At 62.7% G+C, this 17,622-nt stretch carries 16 protein-coding genes and 1 riboswitch; of the genes, 7 read left to right on the forward strand and 9 right to left on the reverse strand.

Going from position 1 to position 17,622, the window contains the following annotated elements; genetic code table 11:
• Positions 1–34 precede the first annotated feature (34 nt).
• Positions 35–454, forward strand: a complete 420-nt coding sequence (locus JL474_RS12445) for a GFA family protein (protein ID WP_236012209.1) — start codon at positions 35–37, stop codon at positions 452–454.
• 43 nt (positions 455–497) lie between these two features.
• Here the strand turns inward: JL474_RS12445 and JL474_RS12450 are convergent, their stop codons facing one another.
• From JL474_RS12450 to mnmH, 5 genes are all read right to left on the reverse strand, one after another.
• Positions 498–863, reverse strand: coding sequence for a histidine triad nucleotide-binding protein (locus JL474_RS12450; RefSeq protein WP_203142301.1), 366 nt, complete (start codon positions 861–863; stop codon positions 498–500).
• A 28-nt stretch (positions 864–891) separates the two neighbouring features.
• On the reverse strand, positions 892–2,178 hold the full coding sequence (locus JL474_RS12455; RefSeq protein ID WP_203142302.1) for an FAD-dependent monooxygenase: 1,287 nt from the start codon (positions 2,176–2,178) through the stop codon (positions 892–894).
• A 75-nt stretch (positions 2,179–2,253) separates the two neighbouring features.
• Positions 2,254–2,760 (reverse strand): aminoacyl-tRNA deacylase, encoded by a 507-nt coding sequence (locus JL474_RS12460; RefSeq protein WP_123634694.1) that lies wholly within the window; start codon positions 2,758–2,760, stop codon positions 2,254–2,256.
• A gap of 188 nt (positions 2,761–2,948) precedes the next feature.
• Entirely contained in the window at positions 2,949–3,788 is an 840-nt protein-coding gene (locus JL474_RS12465) for a mechanosensitive ion channel family protein (protein WP_203142303.1), read from the reverse strand.
• Positions 3,789–4,002: 214 nt separating this feature from the next.
• Complete coding sequence (gene mnmH, locus JL474_RS12470; RefSeq protein ID WP_203142402.1) at positions 4,003–5,103, reverse strand: tRNA 2-selenouridine(34) synthase MnmH; 1,101 nt, start codon at positions 5,101–5,103, stop codon at positions 4,003–4,005.
• Positions 5,104–5,174: 71 nt separating this feature from the next.
• Between mnmH and JL474_RS12475 the strand changes: the two genes are divergently transcribed.
• Positions 5,175–5,834: a class I SAM-dependent methyltransferase gene (locus tag JL474_RS12475; RefSeq protein WP_203142304.1), complete on the forward strand. Its 660-nt coding sequence runs from the start codon at positions 5,175–5,177 to the stop codon at positions 5,832–5,834.
• A gap of 463 nt (positions 5,835–6,297) precedes the next feature.
• Here the strand turns inward: JL474_RS12475 and JL474_RS12480 are convergent, their stop codons facing one another.
• The gene (locus JL474_RS12480; RefSeq protein ID WP_236012211.1) at positions 6,298–6,726 is read right to left on the reverse strand and encodes a VanZ family protein; all 429 of its coding nucleotides are present in this window, start codon (positions 6,724–6,726) and stop codon (positions 6,298–6,300) included.
• A 91-nt stretch (positions 6,727–6,817) separates the two neighbouring features.
• On the opposite strand from JL474_RS12480, the gene cysZ reads away from it, so the two are divergent.
• From cysZ to JL474_RS12495, 3 genes are all read left to right on the forward strand, one after another.
• The gene (gene cysZ / locus JL474_RS12485; protein WP_203142305.1) at positions 6,818–7,564 is read left to right on the forward strand and encodes a sulfate transporter CysZ; all 747 of its coding nucleotides are present in this window, start codon (positions 6,818–6,820) and stop codon (positions 7,562–7,564) included.
• A 58-nt stretch (positions 7,565–7,622) separates the two neighbouring features.
• The gene (gene rapA, locus JL474_RS12490) at positions 7,623–10,484 is read left to right on the forward strand and encodes an RNA polymerase-associated protein RapA (RefSeq protein ID WP_203142306.1); all 2,862 of its coding nucleotides are present in this window, start codon (positions 7,623–7,625) and stop codon (positions 10,482–10,484) included.
• A gap of 186 nt (positions 10,485–10,670) precedes the next feature.
• Positions 10,671–13,121, forward strand: a complete 2,451-nt coding sequence (locus JL474_RS12495; protein ID WP_203142307.1) for an acyl-CoA dehydrogenase — start codon at positions 10,671–10,673, stop codon at positions 13,119–13,121.
• 68 nt (positions 13,122–13,189) lie between these two features.
• Here the strand turns inward: JL474_RS12495 and JL474_RS12500 are convergent, their stop codons facing one another.
• Entirely contained in the window at positions 13,190–13,504 is a 315-nt protein-coding gene (locus tag JL474_RS12500) for a DUF190 domain-containing protein (protein WP_123634702.1), read from the reverse strand.
• Between the two features lie 5 nt (positions 13,505–13,509).
• Positions 13,510–13,902: a fluoride efflux transporter CrcB gene (crcB, locus tag JL474_RS12505; RefSeq protein ID WP_123634703.1), complete on the reverse strand. Its 393-nt coding sequence runs from the start codon at positions 13,900–13,902 to the stop codon at positions 13,510–13,512.
• 192 nt (positions 13,903–14,094) lie between these two features.
• Positions 14,095–14,214: riboswitch (Fluoride riboswitch) on the reverse strand.
• Positions 14,215–14,550: 336 nt separating this feature from the next.
• Between crcB and JL474_RS12510 the strand changes: the two genes are divergently transcribed.
• Positions 14,551–14,757: a cold-shock protein gene (locus JL474_RS12510; RefSeq protein WP_123634704.1), complete on the forward strand. Its 207-nt coding sequence runs from the start codon at positions 14,551–14,553 to the stop codon at positions 14,755–14,757.
• Between the two features lie 193 nt (positions 14,758–14,950).
• On the forward strand, positions 14,951–16,222 hold the full coding sequence (locus tag JL474_RS12515) for a D-amino acid dehydrogenase (protein WP_203142308.1): 1,272 nt from the start codon (positions 14,951–14,953) through the stop codon (positions 16,220–16,222).
• Positions 16,223–16,241: 19 nt separating this feature from the next.
• On the opposite strand, the gene JL474_RS12520 is transcribed toward JL474_RS12515, so the two are convergent.
• Complete coding sequence (locus tag JL474_RS12520) at positions 16,242–17,537, reverse strand: glycerophosphodiester phosphodiesterase family protein (RefSeq protein ID WP_203142309.1); 1,296 nt, start codon at positions 17,535–17,537, stop codon at positions 16,242–16,244.
• Between the last annotated feature and the right edge of the window lie 85 nt (positions 17,538–17,622).

Consider the following 17,622-nt stretch of genomic DNA (forward strand, 5'->3'; position numbering starts at 1 on the left):
CCATACCAGCAGGCGAATCATCGGGAGAGTGAGCATGGAGCACACACAGATCATGAAGGGGCAGTGTCTGTGCGGCGCTGTCAGCATAACAGCGCCGCGACGTGACCGGGTCGAGGTCTGTCACTGCGGCATGTGCCGCCGTTGGGGTGGCGGGCCGCTGCTGGCCGTGCACTGCGGTCAGGACGTCCAGATCACCGGACTCGACAGCGTGACCGTCTACACCTCCTCGGACTGGGCGGAGCGGGGCTTCTGCAACCGCTGCGGCACGCACCTGTTCTACAAGTTCAAAGGCTCGGGCCAATACGCCATGACGGCCGGCTTTTTCGAGACGGGAACGGACTTCGCGATGGGCAACCAGATCTTCATCGACAGCAAGCCGGGCTACTACGACTTTGCCAACCAGACGCCGAAGCTGACCGAGGCCGAGGTTCTGGAACGCTACGGGATCAAATAGTGTGCAGCGGGTCGGGAGCCGGCCCGCTGCGCCTGCGCAAACGTCAGGCCTGCTTCATACGTTCCGTGTAGGGCGGCCAGCCCAGCGGTTTTCCGGCCAGCAGGTGAAGATGGAGATGGAACACGGTCTGGCCGGCCTGCTCGCCGCAGTTCATCACCACCCGGTAACCGCTTTCGTCAAACCCCATCTCCCTGGCCAGGTCGCGCGCGACCGTGAACAGATGGCCGATCAGCGTTTCCTGATCGTCCTTGAGGTCGTTGATGGTGGCGATCCGGACCTTGGGAATGATCAGCAGGTGCACCGGAGCCTGCGGGTTGATGTCCTTGAACGCCAGGCTCTGGTCGTCTTCATAGACGATGTCGGCCGGAATCTCGCGATTGATGATCTTGTCGAAGATGGTTTCCGCCATGATGGCTCCTTTGTCGGTGTTGTCCGTGCTATTTCAGAAAGGCGGGCCGCGGCGCCTGGTCAACCAGTTGCTGCAGGAATGGCGGCAGGGTGTCGTCGATTCCCATGGCGTAGCGGGCGACCTGGTGTTTGGCGAAGGGCAGGTGATTGGCCAGCGCCAGCCCCAGGTTGCGCGCCAGATGAACCGGCGGGAGACGATTGCTGAAGGCATGGTAGAACAGGTCCATCGCCAGCATCATGCGCCGGTTGGCCGGACGCCGTCGGCGTTCATAGCGCGCAAGCAGGGCCGGTGTGGCGATCGGGAGGCCGGCACGACGGGCTTCCACCAGTTCTTGCTGCAGCACTTCCGCGTCCTGGAAGCCGAGATTGACGCCCTGGCCGGCCAACGGATTGATGGTGTGGGCGGCATCCCCCACCAGCGCGATCCGATCCGCGGAATAGCGTTTGGCGTGCTGACGGGCCAGGGGGAAGCTGGCGCGTCCGGCGACGGCTGTCAGCGGCGGCAGGTCGGCCGGGAACGCACCGGTAACGGCGGCCAGGAAATCCCTGTCCGGAAGCTGCTTGAGGGCCGCCAGCCGGGCCGGATCGTCGTACCAGACGAGGGAGGCCCAGCTGTGCTCTCCATCGCTGTGCAGGGGCAGGAAGGCGCGTGGGCCACTGGGGTGGAATGCCTGCCAGGTGATGTCCTGTTGGGGGCCGGTGTAACGCACGCTGGCCACCAGCGCCTGCTGGGCGTACTGGTCGCGGGTGGTGCCAATGCCGGCCAGTTGGCGGACGCGGGACTGGGCACCGTCGGCGCCCACCAGTAATTCGGCGTGCAGGATACGGCCATCGTCCAGGGTGACCGTCACCTGTGCGTCGTCCGATACGGCTGAGACGATGTTGTCCGTAGTCATCCGCTCGACGCGCGCGCACTCGCCGGCCTGATCCCACAGCGCCCGTTGGGTGATGCGGTTCTCGACGATGTGGCCGAGGTGGTCACGGCCCAAGGGAACCGCTTCAAACGTGGTCCGCGCGATACCACTGGGCAGCAGGCGACTCAGGGGATGAGACGCCGCATCCCACACCGACAGACGCCGGTAGGGCACCGCCCGCATGCTGCGGATGCGAGACCAGACGCCGAGCCGCTCCAGATAGGCTTCGCTGCCGGCACTGATGGCTGAAACCCGCAGGTCCGGCTCGCGGGCCGGATCAAAGGCGGCGGGTTCCTGGCGGTCGAGCAGGGCAACCGTGAGCCCGGCCCGGCCCAGTCCATTGGCGAGTGCGGCGCCGACCATGCCGGCGCCGACGATGATCACGTCGAAAGTTTGCGTCATGTCCGCTTCCTGATTCGAATGGCCTCATATTAGAGCCCGTTCGAAACCACCGCAAACCCCGACGGACCGCCTGTGCTAGGACACTTTGCGCAGCCAGGCCGGCCGTGGCGAATCCGGACGCCGGAATCCCTGGTTGATCACCATGGGATTGGACAGTCGCAGGAAGTCGCTGGTCGCCATGCGAATCGACTCGGTATGACTGCCGGCGGCGAACACCAGATGAGCCTGGCTGGTCAGCGCCTCGCTGCAGTAGACCGACATGCCGTAGAGATTGCCGAACGGCGGCATGGCGCCCACCTCGCAGTGGGCGAACCGGTCCTTGAACTCGTCCTCGTCGGCGAGTTGGACGAAGTCCGTATCGAGTACGTAGGAGAGCCGATCCCAGCGGACGCGCCAGGTGGCCGGCATGACGAGCATGGCCATCTTGCCGTCGAGTTCGACGATGACCGTCTTGACGACCTCATCACCGCACACGTGCGCATGATGCGCCAACTCCTGGGCGGTGAAAGCCGGAGGGTGGGAGAGGCAGTCGTAGGGCACTGCCTTGGCGTCGAGAAATTCCTTCAATTGCTGAACCGGCATCGAGACAACCTCCAACCAGCAATGACAGCACGAACCCCTGCGCCGCCATGCGGACAAAGGCCACCTGTTTCACTGGCAAGCATAGTTCAGCGGTCGGAGAACGCGAGGCGCGGGTGTGGGGAATGTGACGGACGGCTGATCTGGCGGGATGGATGGAGCCCGGCGGGCGCCGGGCTCCGGGGCGGAGGTTATTCCCCCTTGGTTTCATACAAATGAACGTCGCGCTGCGGGAAAGGGATGGTGACCCCTTCGGCGTCGAAGGCTTTCTTGACCTTTTCCTGCATGTCCCAGATCAACGGCCAGACGTTCGGAGTGTCGGTCCAGACGCGAACATTGATATCGACAGAGCTTTCACCCAAAGAGCCCACAAAGATGTTTGGGGCGGGATCGGCGTGGGAGCGCTCGTCTTCCTCGACCAGGCGCTTGAGGATGGCCTTGGCCTTGTCGATGTCGTCGCCGTAGCCAATGCCAAAGACCATGTCGGCCCGCCGCTTCTCGTAGGCGTTGACGTTGGTCAGGCTGGCGTTGGACAGCTGGCCATTGGGAATGACGATGCGGCGATTGTCGAAGGTGTTGATGATGGTGTAGAGAATCTGGATTTCAACAACACTGCCGAAGAAGCCCTGGGCTTCGATGACATCACCAACCTTGAACGGCTTGAAGATCAGGATCAGCACGCCGCCGGCAAAGTTGGCGAGGCTGCCCTGCAGGGCCAGACCCACCGCCAGGCCGGCGGCACCCATGATGGCCACGAACGAGGTGGTGGCAATGCCGACCATCGAGGCCACAGAGATGAACAGCAGGATCTTCAGGACGGCGCCGATCAGGCCGCACAGGAATTTGTTGAGTGTCGGATCCTTGGCCCCCAGCTTCTTGTCCAGGACACTGATAAAGCGATTGATCAGCCAGAGGCCGATGATCAGCGTGACGATCGCCAGAATGACCTTCGGCGCGTACGCCATCACCATGCCGTAGGCCATCTTGGCCAGTTCAGCGACCTGTCCGTCGCCGGAGAAGAGGTTTTCCATGAGAACTCCTTGTTGCTGTCTTTAATTCCGGTTTGGATTGCTGGAACGCCGGATAGGTGGCACCGCGGCCCCGCGTACTTGAGGTTTACTGGTTTTTTATAGCAGAAAATCCCGAGTCAAATACACCGCGGGATCAGGTCGTTATCGGCCAGTCTCTCAACGGAGACTGTACGTCGCCGATCGTTATTGGATTCGTTGTGTGCCCGGCGGGGTGTCAGCCTGAAGCGTTGGCCGCCCACTCGCGAAGCTCGTCAGGGCTGCCCCGGGCCGCGATGCGTCCGGCTTTCTGGCTCAGTTGATAGTCGTACATGGGATCGTAATAGTCCTGCAGCAGCACCTGAATCCACTCGGCGTGACGGCTGACGTCGCCGCTACGCTGCTGCTCGTCCAGGGCCTGAACCATCACGTCCCTCAGTGCCTGGTGGCGTTGGCCACCGAGGCGTTTGCGGATCCGGTCCAGGGCGCTGAGCAGGTAGTCGCGGAAATTCAGCCAGCCGGCCTCCTCGCCATCGCGCTCGATAAAGGCGGCGAGCATGTCGGTGACGTAGTCCTGGCGGATGATGTCGATCCGCTCTTCGAGTGTGTTCTCCAGAATCAGCAGCGGTGCTTCGGCCATGCGGTCGCGCAGATTGTGGGGCAGGGCGCACCGGCCTACCAGCCGACTTTCGTCTTCCAGAAAGACGGGGCCGCCAAACCGGTGTTTTGCCTTGAGCAGGGCGATCGCCACGCGGTTTTCAAAGTCGATCTGGCTGGGCTGCGGCGTCAATGTCCGGCCGAAGCTGGAACCCCGGTGATGGGCCATGCCTTCCAGGTCGACCGGATTGGGGGTGTCCAGCAGGACCCGGGTCTTGCCGGTCCCGGTCCGACCGCTGATGATGAAGATCGGCAGATCCGGCAACAGGGCCTCCTGGGCGTCGATCAAAAAACGCCGGAGGGCCTTGTAACCGCCCTTGACCAGCGGGAAGTCGACACCGGCGTCGTGGATCCAGCGCTGGGTCAGCTGCGAACGCAGACCGCCACGGAAGCAGAACAGATAGCCGTCCGGATGCTGCTGGGTGAACCGGATCCAGGACTCGATCCGCTGCTGCTTGATGTCGCCCTGCACCAGTTGATGGCCCAGTTCGATCGCGGACTGCTGACCGGCCTCCTTGTAGCGGATGCCCACCCGGTGCCGCTCGTCGTCGTTCATCAGGGGCGCATTGATGGCGCTGGGAAAGGAGCCCTTGCTGAACTCCACCGGGGCTCGGACATCCATCAGCGGCGTGTCGTTGAGGAAGAGGTCGAGGTAATCCTGAGTGTCGGGTCTGGACATTATTTCAGCAGTCTGGAAGTGGTGGCCGCAGTATAACGGATGGCCGGCCCCGTATCAGCCGGTTAGAATGCGGCATGCTCCAGACCCATGACCACCTCAACACGCGCATGCGCCGCACCCTGAGTCGGGGGCGCGTGGCGCTCACGGCCCCTGCCGGTTGTCCGGCCATCGACCTGTACCTGTTCGATCCCGCAGTGCTGGAAGGTCCGCTCAGTCACGATGAAGCCCAGGCCGTGGTGGCCGAGCCGGCCTACTGGTCCTTCTGCTGGGCCAGTGGCCAGGTGCTGGCGCAATACATCCTGGATCATCCGGAATCGGTCGCTGGCCGGCGGGTGATCGATTTCGGGTCGGGATCGGGCATCGTGGCCATCGCTGCAGCCAGGGCGGGGGCCCGCCAGGTGGTGGCCTGCGACATCGACGGCGATGCCTTGGCCGCGGTGACGGCCAATGCCGAAGCCAACGGCGTGCAGGTGGACTTGTGTGACGACTGGCATCGGCGCGGGGGTGGGTTCGACGTGGTCACCGCGGCAGATGTGCTGTACGACCCGGAGAACCGACCGTTGCTGTCGGCGTTTCGCGAGGCCGCGCCGCGGGTTCTGCTGGCGGATTCCCGGGTGAAGGATCTGGGGGACGATCACTACGTCCTGCAGGTGGTGCATGAGGCCCGCACCTGGCCGGACCTGCACGAGTTCGAGGAGTTCAACCGCGTGCGTATCTATCAGGCGGATAGGTAGGCGTCGGCTTTGGGGCGACGGTACTGGCATAAAAAAAGGGCAACAAATGTTGCCCTTCGTCGGAACGGGTATTCGCATCCCTGCGCGCGTAGACACCCTGTCGCGTTTTGAAGTCCCTGGCCAACTCCGTGGCGCCGGCGTCCGAGCCAGCGATCCAGTAAATAGAGTCCCTTAAGCGTGAAGTCCGTTTGTTCCCTGCTTCCCCTCACAGTCCTGTGAGGAACTTCTCCGTGTATCGTCCTTTCCCTGTCTTCCTGACAATTGAACTATATCAATCTGAATATGATTTTCGTGTGACGGTGTTCCATTAGAAATGTGACGGTTGCGTCATGGAATTTGAATACCCTTAAATAACATTAAGATGCAAATTTAAGGTTGGCGCTGTTGTACCACTCCCACAGCACAAAATCGCCATTTCTTACGTGGGTGTGCGATATTTCCTACACAGATCCTGGATGGTTTCCTACGAGGTAGTCGAAAGGCGGGCGCCGGTAAAGCGCCAGAGGATGAGACCGGCAGCGATACCCAGGCTGTCGGCAAAGACATCCAGCAGCGACGTTTCCCGGTAAGGCAGGGGGAACTGGACAATCTCGATGAGCACCCCAAAACCCAGCATGGCCACGGCGACGTGCAGGGCTTTCATCTGCGGCCAGCCCAGGCGGGTGAGCAGGGTGACCTCGATGAAGGCCACCAGGTGGTTGATCTTGTCCCAGCTGGAGACCTCGATCGGATGGTCCAGTTTCGCCGTCGCCAGCCAAAGGATGACGGCCATCGACACGAACAGGGCAGCGCGCCACAGGCGGGTTTGATGGATCAGCGAGCGAAGCAGGTCGGTCATGGTGTGGATCGATGCTCCCGGGGTTGTGGCGGGTATGGTCAATGAGCCGGTCATGGTATGCTCTGCGCCCGAATTCCGCCAGGGGGCCCTGCATTCGTCAGGGGCTTCCGGCCGGAACTGCGCCAGGAAACCGGAGGAGACTGACATGCTTAAGGGCAATTTCTTTCAAGGCCTGGGCTGCCTGGGAGAGGGATTCCGGCTGATCCGCCGGCCCGGCCTCCGGTTGTTCGTGATCATTCCGATCGTCCTCAACATCATCCTGTTCGCTGCCCTGTTCTATTTCATGGCCCACGGCTTCAGTGCCCTGATTGCCATGGCGATGGGCTGGCTGCCCGACTGGAACTGGCTGCAGTCCCTCGACTGGCTGTTCTGGCTGCTCTATGGCGTGGTCATCCTGCTGATGATGGCCTACGGCTTTGTGATCGTTGCCAACCTGATCGGTTCCCCGTTCTACGGCTATCTCGCCGAGTTGACCGAAAAGGAACTCACTGGCCAGGAAGTGGCCGTCGACGGTGGCTGGGCGCAGATCATCAAGGACATTCCACGGGCACTCTGGCGCGAAGTCCAGAAGATCCTCTACTACCTGCCCAGGGCGATCCTGTTGCTGGTCCTGGGGCTGGTGCCTGTCGTGAACCTGGTATCGGCGGTCCTCTGGTTCCTGTTCAACAGCTGGATGATGGCGCTGCAGTATGTCGATTATCCGGCCGATAACCACCGGGTCAGCTTTGGCAACCTGCGTCGCATGCTGGCGGCCAAGCGCCTGTCGGCCATGGGCTTCGGTTTGCCGGTGGCGCTGGCCGCCATGGTCCCGGTGCTCAACCTCTTTGTCGTGCCCGCCGCGGTCTGCGGCGCGACGGCCTACTGGGTTCGCGAGCGTTCAGGCCAGGCCTGAACCCGCGCCCGGGCTCCCCTTTTTCCGTTCAAATCAGTTCTGCAAGGTGAATCAAAGCATGGAATTTGTCATTGGTCAGCGGTGGGTCAGTCACAGCGACGCCTCCCTCGGTCTGGGTATCGTCACGGATATCTCCGGCCGTCGGGTGACCCTCGGGTTCCCCGCGGTGGACGAGGAGCGGACCTACGCCACCGATAACGCGCCGTTGGCCCGGGTCAGCTATCAGCTGGGCGACACCATCGAGACGTTCGACGGCGAATCGCTCACCGTGCGGGCGGTGGAGGACATCGACGGCGTCCTCATGTATCACGCCGATGATGCTGAGGGTGAGCTCCAACAGATCTCCGAGGTCAAGCTGGGGAGCCATGTGCGTTTTACCGACCCGCGCCAGCGCCTGTTCGCCGGTCGCTTCGATCGTAACGGGGCCTTCCGGCTGCGTATGGCCACGGTCGAGCACCAGGAGCGCCTGCGCCAGTCACCGGCCCGGGGCCTGATCGGCGCGCGCACCAGCCACCTGCCGCACCAGATCTATATTGCCGGCGAAGTGGCACGGCGTTACGCGCCGCGGGTGCTGCTGGCGGACGAAGTGGGTCTGGGCAAGACCATCGAGGCGGGCCTGATCCTGCATTCCCAGCTCCAGACCGGCCTGGCCCGCCGCGTGCTCATTGTGGTGCCGGACTCGCTGATCCATCAGTGGCTGGTGGAAATGCTGCGCCGTTTTAACCTGTCGTTTTCCATCGTCGATGGTTCCCACTACGAGCTGGACGACGCGGCCGACAAGATCCTGGCGATGCTGGGAGAGGACTCGGACGAGGACGACGATGGGGACGGTGAAAACCCCTTCGAACAATCTCAGCTGGTCCTGTGCAGTCTGGACTTCCTGGCCGGCAGCGAGAAAGCTCAGCGGGACGCCCTGCGAGCCGGATGGGATCTGATGGTGGTGGACGAGGCCCATCACCTGGCCTGGTCGCCGGAAGCGGCCAGCCCGGAATACCAGGCGGTGGAAAAACTGGCAGCCGAGATCCGTGGTCTCCTGTTGCTGACGGCGACACCGGAGCAGATGGGCCTGGCCGGCCACTTTGCCCGCTTGCGGCTGCTGGACCCGGCCCGCTATCCCGACCTGGGGGCCTTCGAGCAAGAGGAAGCGCGCTACGCGGATATCAATGCCCTGGTGCGGGATCTCCAGGCCCGTGGCGGCCAGCCGGATGCGCAGCAACGGGCGCAGCTCGCCAACTGGCTGGGTGACGAGCTCGACGGGTTGTTGGCTAAAGACGACAGCGGCGAGGCCCTGATCAACACCTTGCTGGACCGCCACGGCACCGGCCGCGTACTGTTCCGCAACACCCGCTCAGCCATCCAGGGCTTTCCGGAGCGTCGCGTGCATCCGGCGCCGTTACCCTGCCCGGAGCTGTATGCCGAGCGCCGCGCTGGTGAAGACGGGATGGCGCCGGAAGCCGGGCTGGTGGAAGAGACCTGGCTGGCGGATGATCCCCGGGTGAACTGGCTGGAAAAAACGCTGACCAGCCTGCGTCCGGCCAAGGTGGTGGTGATTTGTGCCAACGCCGAGACCGCTACCGCGCTGGAGCATCACCTGCAACTGCGCGCCGGCATTCGCAGTGCCGCCTTCCACGAAGGCCTGAGCCTAGTGGAGCGGGACCGTGCCGCCGCCTACTTCACCGAGACGGAACAGGGCGCCCAGGCGCTGATCTGCTCCGAGATCGGCAGCGAAGGCCGCAACTTCCAGTTTGCCCATCACCTGGTGTTGTTCGACCTGCCGGCCAACCCGGATCTGCTGGAGCAGCGTATTGGTCGCCTGGATCGGATTGGGCAGGGCGATGTGATCGACATTCATGTGCCCTACCTGGAAGGCACGTCTCAGGAAACGCTGTTCCACTGGTATCACGACGGCCTCGATGCCCTGAGTCGCAACACCGCCGTGGGCGTGGCCGTGAAAGCCGAAGTACAGGCGCAACTGGACGCTGCGCTGGACAATCCGGAAGCCGATCGGCAGGCCTTGATCGATGCGACCCGCGAGCAGGCTGAGGCCTTGCGTGAGCGCCTGCAGGCCGGTCGGGACGCCCTGATCGAGATGAATTCCTGCCGCCCGGAAGCGGCCCAGACGCTGATCGAAGCGATCGAGACCGAAGAGCAGGCGTCCGGCCTGGTGGATTACATGACCGAGGCCTTCGATATCTTCGGCGTCGAGACCGAGGACCACACCGAGACATCGGACGTGCTCAAGCCGTCCGACCATATGCTGACCGGCCACTTCCCGGGATTGCCGAAAGACGGTATCACCGTGACCTTCGACCGTCAGCAGGCCCTGGAGCGGGAAGACCTGGCGTTCCTGAGCTGGGAGCACCCCATGGTGGCCGGCGTGATGGAGCTGATGACCGATTCGGAGTTGGGGAACGCGGCGTTGGCGAGCCTGTCGGTGAAAGGACTGCCGCCGGGTACGCTGCTGTTGGAGACCCTGTTCACCCTGCATTGCCCGGCGCCGGACAGCCTGCAGCTGTCCCGTTGCCTGCCGCTGGCGCCGCTGCGCCTGCTGGTGGACGTGAATGGCAAGGACCTGTCCAGCGCGCTACCCCATGACCGGCTCAACGAACTCTGTTCCAACATTCGCCGGCGCACGGCCCAGGCGGTGGTGCCGCAGGTGCGGGCCGAGGTGGAGACCATGATCGACCACGCCGAAGGCTTTGCTGCCGAGCGGCTGGGTGAGGCGCAGGCCTCGGCGCTGCAGCGGCTGCGTGACCTGATCACCCCGGAAGTCGACCGCTTGCGGGCGCTGCAACCGATCAATCCGGCGATCCGCGACGAGGAGATCCAGTTCTTCGAAGCGCAGCTGGCAGCCGGCGAGGCGGCCATCGACAAGGCGCGCATGTCATTGAGCGGTCTGCGGGTGATCGTGTCGTCGTAAGAGGTCGGAACGGTGCCTGGATCACGCCATCGGGGATTCGCCGAAAGGCGCATTGACAGATGGCGACTCAGTCACTGGTCGGGAGCCATCCATTGCGGTAGGTTAAACGTAGCATTGAGTGGATTGCCATGGGCTGCCCGTATTGCAGCCCAGTCATTTCAATAACATGGAAGACTGAGACCGCCTATGACGACTTTGATTCTAGTCCTGTTGTCCCTCGCCGGATTGCTTCTGGTATTACGCAAGGAGTCCGGTGCCAAGTCGGCGATTGGCGTGATGGCCGGGTTCGGCCTGGTGTCGCTGATTTTCGCCTCCGGCTGGCTGGCGCTGGTGCTGTTCGCCGGTGCCGTGATCACTGCCGCCTGTGGTCTGCCCGGTTTCCGCAGTGCCTGGCTGACCCCGCGTATTTTCGCCATGTTCAAGAAAGTGGCGCCCAAGGTGTCCGACACCGAGAAGGTGGCCCTGGAAGCGGGCAGCGTCGGCTGGGACGGTGAGCTGTTCACCGGTCGGCCGGACTGGCAGAAGCTGCTGATCGACCGCAACAACGGCCTGACTGACGAAGAGCAGGCGTTTATCGATAACCAGTGCGTACACGCCATCAGCCTCTGCAACGCCTGGGACGTGGCCGTCGAGCGGGCCGACCTGCCGCAGGAAGTGTGGGATTACCTGAAGAAGGAAGGGTTCTTCGGGATGATCATTCCCAAGGAATACGGCGGCCTGGAATTCTCCGCCAAGGCGCAGTCGGCGGTGCTGCAGCGTCTGGCGTCCAACGAGTCGCTGATGGTATCCGTCGGCGTGCCCAACTCCCTCGGCCCCGGCGAGTTGCTGCTGAAGTACGGTACCGAAGAGCAGAAAAACCACTACCTGCCGCGTCTGGCGGACGGCCGTGACATTCCCTGCTTCGGTCTGACGGGGCCGCGGGCCGGTTCCGATGCCACCTCGCTGCCGGACACCGGCATCGTCTGCAAGGGCGAATTCGAGGGCAAGGAAGTCATCGGCCTGCGCCTGAATTTCGAGAAGCGCTGGATCACCCTGGCGCCGATCGCCACGGTCGTCGGTCTGGCGTTCCGCATGTTCGACCCGGATAACCTGCTGGGCGACCAGGAAGACCTGGGCATTACCTGCGCCCTGGTGCCCCGTGAAACCAAGGGCATGGAGATTGGTCGCCGCCATTGCCCGATTGGCTCCCCGTTCATGAACGGGCCGATCAAGGGTAAGGACGTCTTTATCCCGCTGGATTACATCATCGGTGGACCGGATATGGCCGGTGAAGGCTGGCGCATGCTGGTCGAGTGTCTTTCCGTGGGCCGCTGTATCACGCTGCCGTCCGGTGCGGCGGGCGCTGCGGCTGCGGCCGTGGGCACCGCTGGTGGCTTCACCCGCGTACGCCGTCAGTTCAATACGCCGGTGGCGGAAATGGAAGGCGTGCAGGGCCCATTGGCGCGGATCGCCGGCCTGACCTACATCGCCCAGTCGTCGGTCTACCAGACGGCCAATATGGTGGATAAAGGCGAGAAGCCGGCCGTTCCGTCAGCCATCCTCAAGTACCACCTGACCGAAATGCAGCGCCAATGCCTGACCGATGCCATGGACGTCCATGGCGGCAAGACGGTCACCTTGGGGCCGCGTAACTACCTGGGTATCGGCTACAGCGGTGCGGCGGTCTCCATCACCGTGGAAGGCGCCAACATCATGACCCGCAGCCTGATGATCTTTGGTCAGGGCGCTATCCGCTGCCATCCGTACGTGCTGGAAGAGCTGGCGGCCAAGGACAACGACGATGTCGACGCGTTCGACCGCGCCTTCTTCGGCCACGCCGGGCTGATCTTCGGCAATGCGGCGCGGGCCTTCACCCAGGGTCTGGGGCTGGGCCATCCGGATGTGCCGTTCGATGCCGTCACCCGGCGCTACGCCCAGGCCGTCTCGCGTTTCAGTGCCGCCTTTGGCCTGTGTGCCGATGCCGCCATGACCACGCTGGGTTCACAGCTCAAGATGCGCGAGCTGATTTCCGCCCGCCTGGGGGACATGCTGGCCAATCTGTACCTGGCTTCCATGGTGCTGAAGAACTGGAACGAAACCCAGCCGGTGGAGGGCGAGAAGGAGCTGGTCCAGTACAGCCTGGGTCTGTTGTTGCACCGCACCGAGACCGCCCTGGAGGAACTGCTCCAGAACCTGCCCAATCGGCCGGTGGCCTGGGCACTGCGGGCGTTGACACTGCCACTGGGTCGGCGCTGGGATATGCCGCATGACGACGTGTCACGGGCCCTGGCCAAGTCCATTACCCTGGCGACGCCGCTGCGTGAGAAGCTACTGCGTCCGGCCTGGACCACCCACGTCGAGGGCGGTGTGGACAACCCGGTGGCGCAGTACAACGATCTGCTGGTCGAATACGAGCGCGCCGAGAAGCTCTATCGCGCCGTGAACAAGGCTTACGCCAAGGGCGAGCTGCCGAAGGAAGCGTTGCACCCGGAAGACCGTTTCGAGGCAGCCCTGAAGGCGGACATCCTGAGCCAGGAGGACGCGGAATTCATGCGTGATTACGAAGCCCGCGTGCTGGAAATGCTCACGGTCGACGATTTCGCCTTCGATGCCTTTGCGCAGCAGAAGGACTCCATCGTCCGCCACGACGCGGCCTGATCCGATCCCTTCAGCCCCGCCCAATCCGGCGGGGCTTTTTCGTTACGGCGACGGAATCGCCGGAAATCTCAGCCCAGCTCCCCGTATTCCACTTCCTTGCGAATGCAGAAAACGTGAATGCCTGCCTGTTTGACGTCCTCGATCAACTGGTCGCCGGTCGCCGTGTCCACCACGAACATGATTTCCACCGGCTGATCGGCCAACTCGAAGAAGTGCGCCGAATGCAGATGGCCGCCAGCGCCGAGTCCCTCACGGTCGACCCGCTTGGTCATCCGGGCGATGCCCCGCTGTTTGGCCATGTCGGTGATCAGTTCGCAGACCCGCTTGTTGTTGTGGCGGCGGTTCTCCGGTGTGATGAAGATGATTTCGTAGCCTTTTTCCATGTTGCTCACCCCGCAGTGATCCAGCGAATGAAGAGGAACGTGCCCATACCGGCCAGCGTCATCAGCAGCGAGCCGCCCACGTGCATGGCAATGCCGCCCAGCGCCCACATGAAACGTCCGCCCTGCAACAGTGTCACCATTTCCGCGGAAAATGTGGAGAAGGTTGTGAGCGCGCCCATGAAGCCGGTGATGACGAACAGGCGCCACTCCGGAGACAGGGTCACGGCTTGCGAGAAGATCATGATCGACAGGCCGATCAGGTAGCCGCCCAGCAGGTTGGCGACCAGGGTGCCCAGCGGCACGGTTGGGAACAGGGCGTTGAGCTGTAAACCGAGAAACCATCGCAGGAGTGCGCCGCAGGCAGCCCCCGCGCTGATGGCAATGACCGACATCCACATGAAGACAGGCCTCACTTTGGTTGCGTTATACCGGGATTGCTGACGCAAGGGAGCGAGCGAGGTGGTGCGCGAGGTATGTCGTGGGAACGCGCCCGGCCGGCGGGGCGTCCACAGTAAACGGGACGTGATGAATAGACATACCTGTATCGAACCGTACCCCAGGAGTGGATCACAGGCTCCTAAAGCGGACAGCGGTTTACAGGCATCATCAGCGACATCGCAAAGTGAAAGGGGGCGGATGCAGCGGTTTTGGGCGGCGACGAGAGCGTATCCCGCGCCGACCGATGGAGGAATGCCATCTCCTGTGACCTTAAGTTAATGAAAAAGCGCCGTCCGTGCAACGGTGACCCCGCGTGAAGTCCCTGCTGCAGCGGCGTTGGCGCGACCGCTCAGGCATGCGACTAACGTAGTTATACCTACAACGTAAATATCTGTTGGCAAACTTCAGGATCAGCGGTACAGTGACCCGGTAGGAAAGTTATAGCAAAGCGTTTCATAAATAAGACGTATCCCTCTGTAGTTAAGTAGTGCATCGTCCTGTTTTTGATTATGCGAATTGCGTTTCCGAATACCGCTTTGGAGAGTGAGTGTATAGACACCCGTTTTCCAGGCACTTATTGAATATTGAATACAGACAGGAACAGAGTTATGTCTACAGAGACCGGTACCGTTAAGTTCTTCAATGAAACCAAGGGCTTCGGCTTCATCACTCGTGAAAGCGGCCCGGACGTTTTCGTTCACTACAGCGCCATCCAGGGTTCAGGCTTCAAGACCCTGGCTGAAGGCCAGCAGGTCGAGTTCACTGTAACTCAGGGCCAGAAAGGTCCGCAGGCTGAGAACGTGACTCCGCTCTAAGCCGTATTAGCACGAGCGTTACGGCGGGTCACCAGACGCGCCGGACAATCGAGAAAGGGCAGCCTCCGGGCTGCCTTTTTTTGTGCCCGAGTGTTCGCTTCCCGCAGCTCGTCTTCGGAAAATACCCATCCCGACCCGGTTGACGGATGCCGCTCCAATCACTGTGATAGGACAGGACGTCAAGGAGGCAGTTATGCACATTGTGGTTATCGGGGCAGGGGTTGTTGGAGTCACGACGGCCTGGGCCCTGCAGCAGCGGGGACATCAGGTTACGGTGATCGAGCGTCTTGAGGGCGCCGGCCAGGAAACCAGTAAGGGCAATGCCGGCCAGCGCTCCTATGGCGTGGTGTATCCCTGGGCGTCGGCGGCCATGGTGCGCAAGGCGCTGCCGTGGCTGCTGGATCGCCAGGGTCCGCTGAAAATGAGCATGCCGCCTTCCCTGAAGACCCTCCGCTTCCTGCTGGATACCCTGCGATTTGCTTATGCACCGGGCGTCTTCGGCCTGAACAAGCGGGCCATGCTGCGCCTGGGTATTCACAGCCGAACCTGCTTCCAGGCGCTGGAAGAGGCGGTGGACCTGTCGTTCGATGGGGATCATGCCGGCCTGTTGCACCTGGCCAGTTCGCCGGCGGCCATGACCGACTACGCGGATACCGCCGCCCTGCTGGCTGAACTGGGCATTGAGCACGCTCTGCTGACCCCCGACCAGGTCCGTGACGTCGAGCCCGGCATGCGCGGTCCCGGTCCGCTATTCGGTGCGCTGCAATACACCACCGACGGCACCGGCGACTGCCACCTGTTTTCACGGGCACTGGCCGAGGCCTGTGAGAAGCGCGGTGTGGCTTTCCGGTTCAACACGTCGGTGCGGCGCCTGGTGGCCGACGACCGGTGTGTCCATGCGGTCGAAGTGTCGGATGCCGGTGGGGTTGTGGAGCGTATCGAAATGGACGCGGTGGTCATGTCGGCGGGCTGTGCCTCGCCGGAACTGCTGCGGCCGCTGGGACTGCACCTGCCGGTCTACCCGGTGAAGGGCTACTCGTTGACAGCGCCACTGATCGACCGCGAGCGGGCGCCGCGTTCCACGGTCCATGACGACAACTACAAGGTGGTGTCCACGCGCCTGGGAGACCGGCTGCGCGCGACCGGCTTTGTCGAGCTGGCGGATTTTAACCGGCGGATTCACGAATCGCGGCTCGATACCATCAAGGCGTCGGTGGCGTCCCGCTTTCCGGGGGCGGCCGATATGGACCGGGCCAGCACCTGGACCGGCTTTCGGCCCATGACGCCGGACGGCCCGCCGGCCATCGGCCACGGCACCCGCGACAACCTCTATCTCAACACCGGTCACGGCACCTTCGGCTGGACCCTGTCCGCCGGCAGCGCCGATCTGATCGCGCAGGTGATTGACGGGGAAACACCGTCGCTGGATCTGGATGCCTTCCGGCCGGGCCGCTTCGCCGAATAGCGAGCGACCCGGCGAGAGCTTAAAGTTTCATGCAGTTGGCGTAGTAGGTGACGGTAGCGGGCCAGTCCGAAAAGATAGCCATGACACCGACATCCCGCGCCAGCACGTCCAGCACGGTGTACATATCACCGTCGTTGTTGATGGCGTCATTCACCGACTGGTAATACCAGCCGCCGCCGTCGGCCAGCGGGCCACTGCGCTCCATGCTCCAGGCGATCATGTCCAGACCGGCGGCTTTTGCGTGGCGGGCGTAGTCCGAGGGCACAATCTCACCATACGGGTCCAGATCGATCAGCTTCCAGATCGGCGGCGCCACAATGTTAACCCCCAGACTTTTCAGAGACTGCAGGTAGGCGAGGGACGTGACGTCCGGCTCGTTGGGACGCTGGTCGAGGAAGACGGCCTGTTGGCCGAACGCCGGCGTTTCCTGAATCCAGAACAGGATGTCCTCAAGCTGGAACGATTGCGGCCAGACATCGCGTGGATCGATGCCGGCATCGCGGTAATCCTGAATCATCTGCCGGGCGTAATCCTCCTGGGTGTAGTCGCCCTCGAACGGCATGTCCTCCACCGGGGCCTTGAGCTCCGGAGTAAACTTGACCCCCAGTGATTTGAACAGCGCGATACTCTCGCGATGGGTCATCAGCGTGCCTTCCGTGGCATAGAGATCGGTGCGCCAGCCCGGCGTGCCCTCGACGAATGCTTCGGGGGTGGTGGCTTGCGGGTTGTAGCCGTCCATCTTGCCCTTGAGCTGTTTGAACTCGGCGAGCGTAATATCGCTGGTGCGGCATTCGGCCGAGGCCGGGGTACCGCTGGCGGGATCGGCCGGTACAAACGGCTGGGTGCATTTCGCATTCAGTTCGGGAAGGGTGACGATGTTGGTGGTGGTCGCCAGATCGTTCTGGGCATGGCGGCACACCAGTTGGCGATCCTTGGTGAAGGCCACATCGCACTCAACAATGCCGGCACCCATGCGGGCCGCGGCGATGTAGGATTCGCGAGTATGCTCGGGAAACTGCAGCGGGGCGCCGCGGTGGCCGATGGAAAACGCCGTCCGCTTCACCGGCTTGTTTGAGCAGGCTTGAAGCCGACGTTTGAGAGGCCCGTCGTCCATGTCGTTGACCAGGAAATAGGGGCGAGGTCCTAACTGGATGTTGTCGTTGCCGTGGTGTGGATGATGTCCGGGGTGGCCCCGGCCGGAACGGTCGTCGCGATCATGATCCCGCCAGTTGCCCGCCTGCAGGTCGGCACTGCCCAGGACGTTGAAGAGAATGGCCAGTGACAGCAGCCACTGCCAATGTCGTACTGGTTTCATAGTAAGATCCTTTTACCATCAGAAGGGTGGGTTGCTGCTTCAGGCTGCCTGTGATCCGTGACAGGGCCGTGAAGGTAGGATGAAG

Origin of the sequence: Marinobacter mangrovi, assembly GCF_016798325.1 — a bacterium.
Taxonomy (GTDB): Bacteria; Pseudomonadota; Gammaproteobacteria; order Pseudomonadales; family Oleiphilaceae; genus Marinobacter_A; species Marinobacter_A mangrovi.